General features: G+C 74.9%; 4 protein-coding genes. 2 read left to right on the plus strand and 2 right to left on the minus strand.

What is annotated here, in order from left to right; translation table 11 throughout:
• On the plus strand, positions 1-807 hold an 807-nt coding region (locus AC13HU_RS31780), incomplete at its 5' end, for a Scr1 family TA system antitoxin-like transcriptional regulator (RefSeq protein WP_483045440.1).
• 230 nt (positions 808-1,037) lie between these two features.
• Here the strand turns inward: AC13HU_RS31780 and AC13HU_RS31785 are convergent.
• Positions 1,038-2,588 (minus strand): APC family permease, encoded by a 1,551-nt coding sequence (locus AC13HU_RS31785; protein WP_483045441.1) that lies wholly within the window; start codon positions 2,586-2,588, stop codon positions 1,038-1,040.
• A 253-nt stretch (positions 2,589-2,841) separates the two neighbouring features.
• Here AC13HU_RS31785 and AC13HU_RS31790 point away from each other — a divergent pair, with 253 nt between their 5' ends.
• The gene (locus AC13HU_RS31790) at positions 2,842-3,408 is read left to right on the plus strand and encodes an isochorismatase family protein (RefSeq protein ID WP_483045442.1); all 567 of its coding nucleotides are present in this window, start codon (positions 2,842-2,844) and stop codon (positions 3,406-3,408) included.
• A gap of 31 nt (positions 3,409-3,439) precedes the next feature.
• Here the strand turns inward: AC13HU_RS31790 and yczR are convergent, their stop codons facing one another.
• Positions 3,440-4,930, minus strand: coding sequence for a MocR-like transcription factor YczR (gene yczR / locus AC13HU_RS31795; RefSeq protein WP_483045443.1), 1,491 nt, complete (start codon positions 4,928-4,930; stop codon positions 3,440-3,442).
• Between the last annotated feature and the right edge of the window lie 96 nt (positions 4,931-5,026).

Raw genomic sequence — 5,026 nt, forward strand, 5'->3', positions numbered from 1 at the left:
CTCCAGTCGCTGCGCCGCGGTCTTCCGTCCGGCGCGAACCCGGTACGAAGCCGGGCCGACGCGGCGCGGTCCATCGGCGTCAGCGCCCGCGCCATCACCCGCCTGGAGGGCGCGCTCGACGGCCCCGGCATCGGCTCGGACGGCCGCCGCGCCCTGCTCGCGCGCTACGGCATGGCCGACTCCGACGCCCGCGACGCGACCGCGCGACTCCTCCACGCGCCCGACCCGGCGGCGCTGCACGACGACGGGGCCGGCTGGCCGCAGCGGCTCGCGGCCTGCGCCGGCCGCGCCGGCCGGGTCCGCACCTACGCGCTGACGGTGTTCCCGCGCGTGCTGTGGACGGCCGGCTACGCCCACGCGCTGTACACCGCGCACCACCTGCCGGTCGGCCGCTTCACGCCGCCGGCCCGGGTACCCGACGGCGTGCCGATCACCGCACTCCTGGACGAGATGGTCCTCTGCCACCTGTGGAACATCGATCTCGACCCGGCCGTCACCGCCACCCAACTCGACCATGTGCTGGGCCTCGTGGCGAGCGGCACGCTCACCGTCCGGGTGATCGGCATGAACGCCCACCCCATCGGTGCCGCCATGATCACCGAACTCGCGCGGGCCGGCGGCCGCCACCACCTCTTCGCCGAGGAGTTCGACGACTTCTCCGCCGTCCATTTCCGCGCCGCCCCCTCCCCCGGCCCCTACCGCGCCCTCCTCGACACCGCGGAGAGCCGCGCCATGTCCCCCGCGGACAGCCTCGCCGTCCTCGAAGCGGCCCGCCACCACGCCACCCCTGCGCCCACCGGCCGTTGAGTGCGCGTTCTCGACTTCCAGCGTCGATTGGCCTTGCAACGTAGGTCGGTTGGGTCTCCGAGGACGCCGGACGACGCCCGAAGGCGAGTCGGGCGAGCGGCGGCCTGATCCAGCGGGCGGGGGCGGCGTCACCGCGCCTGGTCGGCCACCCGAACGAGACCGGTGGTCGGCGCTCCCGCGGCGCGTCGGTACGGCCCGCCCCTGTTCGCTCACCGCCCTGGTTCCGTACGTCAGTTGGCGGCCCGGCGGGAGGACCCGGGGTTGCGCTGCGGGGGGAGTCCGGCCGTGTCCTCGCGCCCCGGGGGGCCGGCGACGTCCGAGAGCCCCGCGAGGCTCGCGTACCGGTCCGGGTGGGCCGCGCGCAGCCACAGCGCGTACCCGGCGCCGCCCACGCCCGCCGCGACGAGCAGCCAGGGCAGAGACGTCACGAGTGGCGACGAAGTGCCGGTCAGGACAGGGAAGTTGTGCACGACCAGCACGGTGGCCGCGAGCAGCCCGGCGGCTCCCAGCGCGGGGGCGAGCCCGGTGCGCCACCAGTGCCCGGGGCGCCGCCGGTAGTAGCCGAGCACCGCGATCGAGGCGAGGGCCTGGAGCGCGATGACGCCGAGGGTGCCGAGACCGAGCAGGGTGGTGGACATGTTCAGGTACGGGTCGAGGCCGGCCGCGGCGAACACCGTCGCCACGACGGCGGCGAGCGCCGTCTGCACGGCGCTCGCCCGGTGCGGGGCACGGTGCCGCGGGTGCACCGCGTCGAGCCGGCCGGGCAGCAGCCGGTCCCGGCCGAGCACCAGCAGGTAGCGGTTGGCCGCGTTGTGCAGGGCCAGCCAGCTCGCGAACAGGCTTGTGCAGAGCAGGAGTTGCATGGCGGTCGAGGCGGCACCGCCCAAGTACCGGTCGCCGAGGGCGAAGAAGAGGTCGCCGAGGTGCGCGGCGGCGGTGGTACGGACCCGGTCCGGCCCGACCGCGCCCACCGCGACCCAACTGGTGAACGCGTAGAACGACGCGACCAGCAGCACCGCGACAAGCGTCGCGCGCGGCACGCTGCGGCCCGGGTCGCGGGCCTCGTCGCCGTAGAGCGCGGCCGATTCGAAGCCGATGAACGACGCGAAGGCGAACATCACCGACACCCCTGCGCCCGGGACGAGGACGTGGTGCGGCGCGAACGACGCGGCGGGCAGCGCGGCCACGCCGTGCTGGACCAGCACCGCCACGTCGAGCGCGAGCAGGACGGCGATCTCCCCGACCATGCACACCGCGAGCGCGCGGGCGCTCAACTCGACGTGGCGGTAGCCGAGTACGCCGACTGCCACGAGCCCCAGCGCGGCCCACACCTCCCACGCCAGCCGCAGCCCGTGCGCGGCGGCCACGCCCTGGGCGAAGTACGCGAACGCGCCCAGCACCGACACGGCTACCGCGTTGTACGCCACGACCGCGACCATCCCGGCGCCGACCGCGACGGGCCGGCCCAGGCCGCGCGCGATGTACCCGTAGAAGCCGCCGCCCTGGCCGACGTCGCGGCTGATCGCGGCGTATCCGCAGGCGAAGCAGAGCAGGGTGAGCCCGGCGAAGAGGAGGAGCGCCGGAACCCCGGGGCCCGCGCCCAACGCGAAGGAGAGCGGCACCGTGAAGACCATCGCGGCCAGCGGGGCCGCCGCGGCGACGATGATGAAGACGATCTTCGGGGTGGTCAGCGTGCGGGTCAACCGTCCCTGGCGCGCGGGGAGTCGGCCGGGGACGTCGGCAGCGGCGGGCACGGTGTCGGGTGGCGGCAATGGCGGCATACCCGGATCTTCCCGGCCGGCGCCGCCCGCCCGCCGCCGGTTCGCCCCGTCGTCCCACGACGGAGTGACCCTCGACCACCCCAACGCCACGCAGACCGCCCGGGCAACTCCGTTTTCTCGCGCGCCGTTAGGCCCGCGCGATGACCCGCTCGGCAGCCGCCACGGCGAGCAGCACGCAGCGCGAACCATGCGCGCCGATCCCGCCACGGTATTTGGCAGGCGGGGGCGCTGGTAGGGCCGCTACCGTGGGCCCATGCCGCGCTCTCCCGCTCTCCTCGTCATCGACATGCAGAACGACCCGGTGGCGATCGCCTTTCGGGCCGCCGAGACCGTTGCCGTGATCGCCGGGCTGCGCGAACGCGCCAAAGCGGCCGGAGTGCCGGTGGTGACGATCCAGGACCAGGGCGGCGGGATGGCGGCCGGCACCGAGGGCTGGCAGGTCGTGCCCCAACTCGCCCCGTCCGCCGACGAGATCGTCGTCCACAAGACCAGCCCGGACAGCTTTCTGGGCACCGACCTCGACAAGGTACTCAGGGCGCGGGGCGTCACCGAGGTGGTCGTCACCGGATTCGCCACCGAGATCTGTGTGGACACCACGGCGCGGCAGGCGCTGAGCCACGGATACGACCTGCTGCTGGTCGCCGACGGACACACCACGTCGGTGCGGCCCGACAGTGGCGAGTTCGCCGCGCCGGCACGGTCGATCGCACACCACAACGAGATCTTCCGCCACCTCGGCTTCCCCGGGCGAAACATCCGGGTGCTGCCCGCGGCCGAAGTGGCGTTTGCCCCAGGCGGGTTGGCGCAGGAGGCCCGGTAGCCGCGCGGGCAAGGGGTGCCGGGCGGCAGGGTCAGGCGACCCAATGCGGGCGGCGAGTCGCGGCGGACGGCGGGAGGCCGTCGGCGAGGGCGGTGGCCATGCGGTGCACGGCCTCGCGCAGGGTGTCGGGCGGTGCGGTGTAGGGGATGCGCAGTCGCTGCTCGAAGATGCCGGGGTCGGTGGCGAAGTACGCGCCGCCCTCGATCCGTACGCCGTAGTCGAGGACGCGTTCGGCCAGGGCGGAGGCGACGGGTTCGCCGAGGTCGACCCACAACGACAGCCCGCCGGGCGGCAGTTGCCAGGTCCAGTGCGGTAGGTGCGCGGTCAGGGCGGCGGTGAGGGCGGCACGCTGCCCGCGCAGCCGGGTCAGCCGGTCCGGCAGCGGTCCGCCGTCCGCGCCGGACAGCAGGTCGAGCGCGAGGAGTTGGTCGAGCACCGAGCCGCCCATGTCGGAGGCGACGCGCTGCGCGGCGAGTTCGGTGACCAGCCGCGAGGGTGCGCGCAGCCAGCCGACCCGCAGACCGGCCCAGTGCGTCTTGCTCATCGAGCCCACCGTGATGACCTGGCCGGTCCCGCCGGGCGGGGCGTGCGACGCGAACGGCGCGGGCGCGGGGACGTCGAGGGCGAGTTCGGCAAGTGTCTCGTCGACGATCAGCCAGGTGCCGGCGTGCTGGGCGGCGCGCAGGATACGGGCCCGCTCGCCATCGGGCATGAGGCATCCGGTCGGGTTGTGGAAGTCGGGGATCAGGTAGGCCAGTTGGGGCACCGCCTGGCGCAGCGCGGACTCGACGATCCCGGCGTCCCAGCCGGTGTCGGCCACCGGGACGGGGACGGTGCGCAGCCGGGCGCGGCGCATCGCCTCAAGGGCGTTCGGGTAGGAGGGGTTCTCGACCGCGATCCGGTCGCCGGGCGCGGACAGCAGGCCGAGCACCAGGGTGAGGGCGTGCTGGGCGCCGGAGGTCACCAGGATCTGGTCCGGCATGGTCGCCAGGCCCCGCCGGGTGAAGCGTTCGGCGACGGCGGCACGCAACTCCGGCAGGCCGTAAGGGTGGTAGCCGGGGGTGTGGGCGTGCTCGGCCAGCCGCGGGGCGACCCGGGCGAGGGCGTCCGCGATGGTCTGTTCGGGCAGCCCGAGGGCGGCCCTGGCCAGGTCGATCGCGGTGTCGGGGAGGCCGAGCGCGCGGGTGACGCCGCGGGGGGTGCGGCCCTCGGGCAGCGCGGTCCAGGTGCCCGCGCCCTGCCGGCTGTGCGCGTGGCCGCTCGCGCGCAGCAGGTCGTACACGGCGGTGACGGTGGCGCGGCTGGTGCCGAGGGCGGCGGCCAGTTCGCGCTCGGCGGGGAGCCTGACGTGCAGGGCGATCCGGCCGTCGAGAATGAGTGCGCCGATGGCACGGGCGAGGTGGCGGTAGGCGGGCCGGGCGCCGGACGGGTCGGGCAGCATCGCGGCGAGTTGCCGGCTGCCCAGGGTCCGGCCGCTGCGCGGCGCGCCCTCCAGGGGCCGGGACGGCTGCGGGTCGTCCATACCATTTCCCCTCGATTGGCCATGTTGTCCGGGCCAATCACTCTACAGACTCACCTTCGGTGGCCTTGCCGACGACCCTCGGACGCCGGCGAGGCC

The sequence above is a fragment of the Streptomyces sp. NH27 genome, assembly GCF_056859195.1.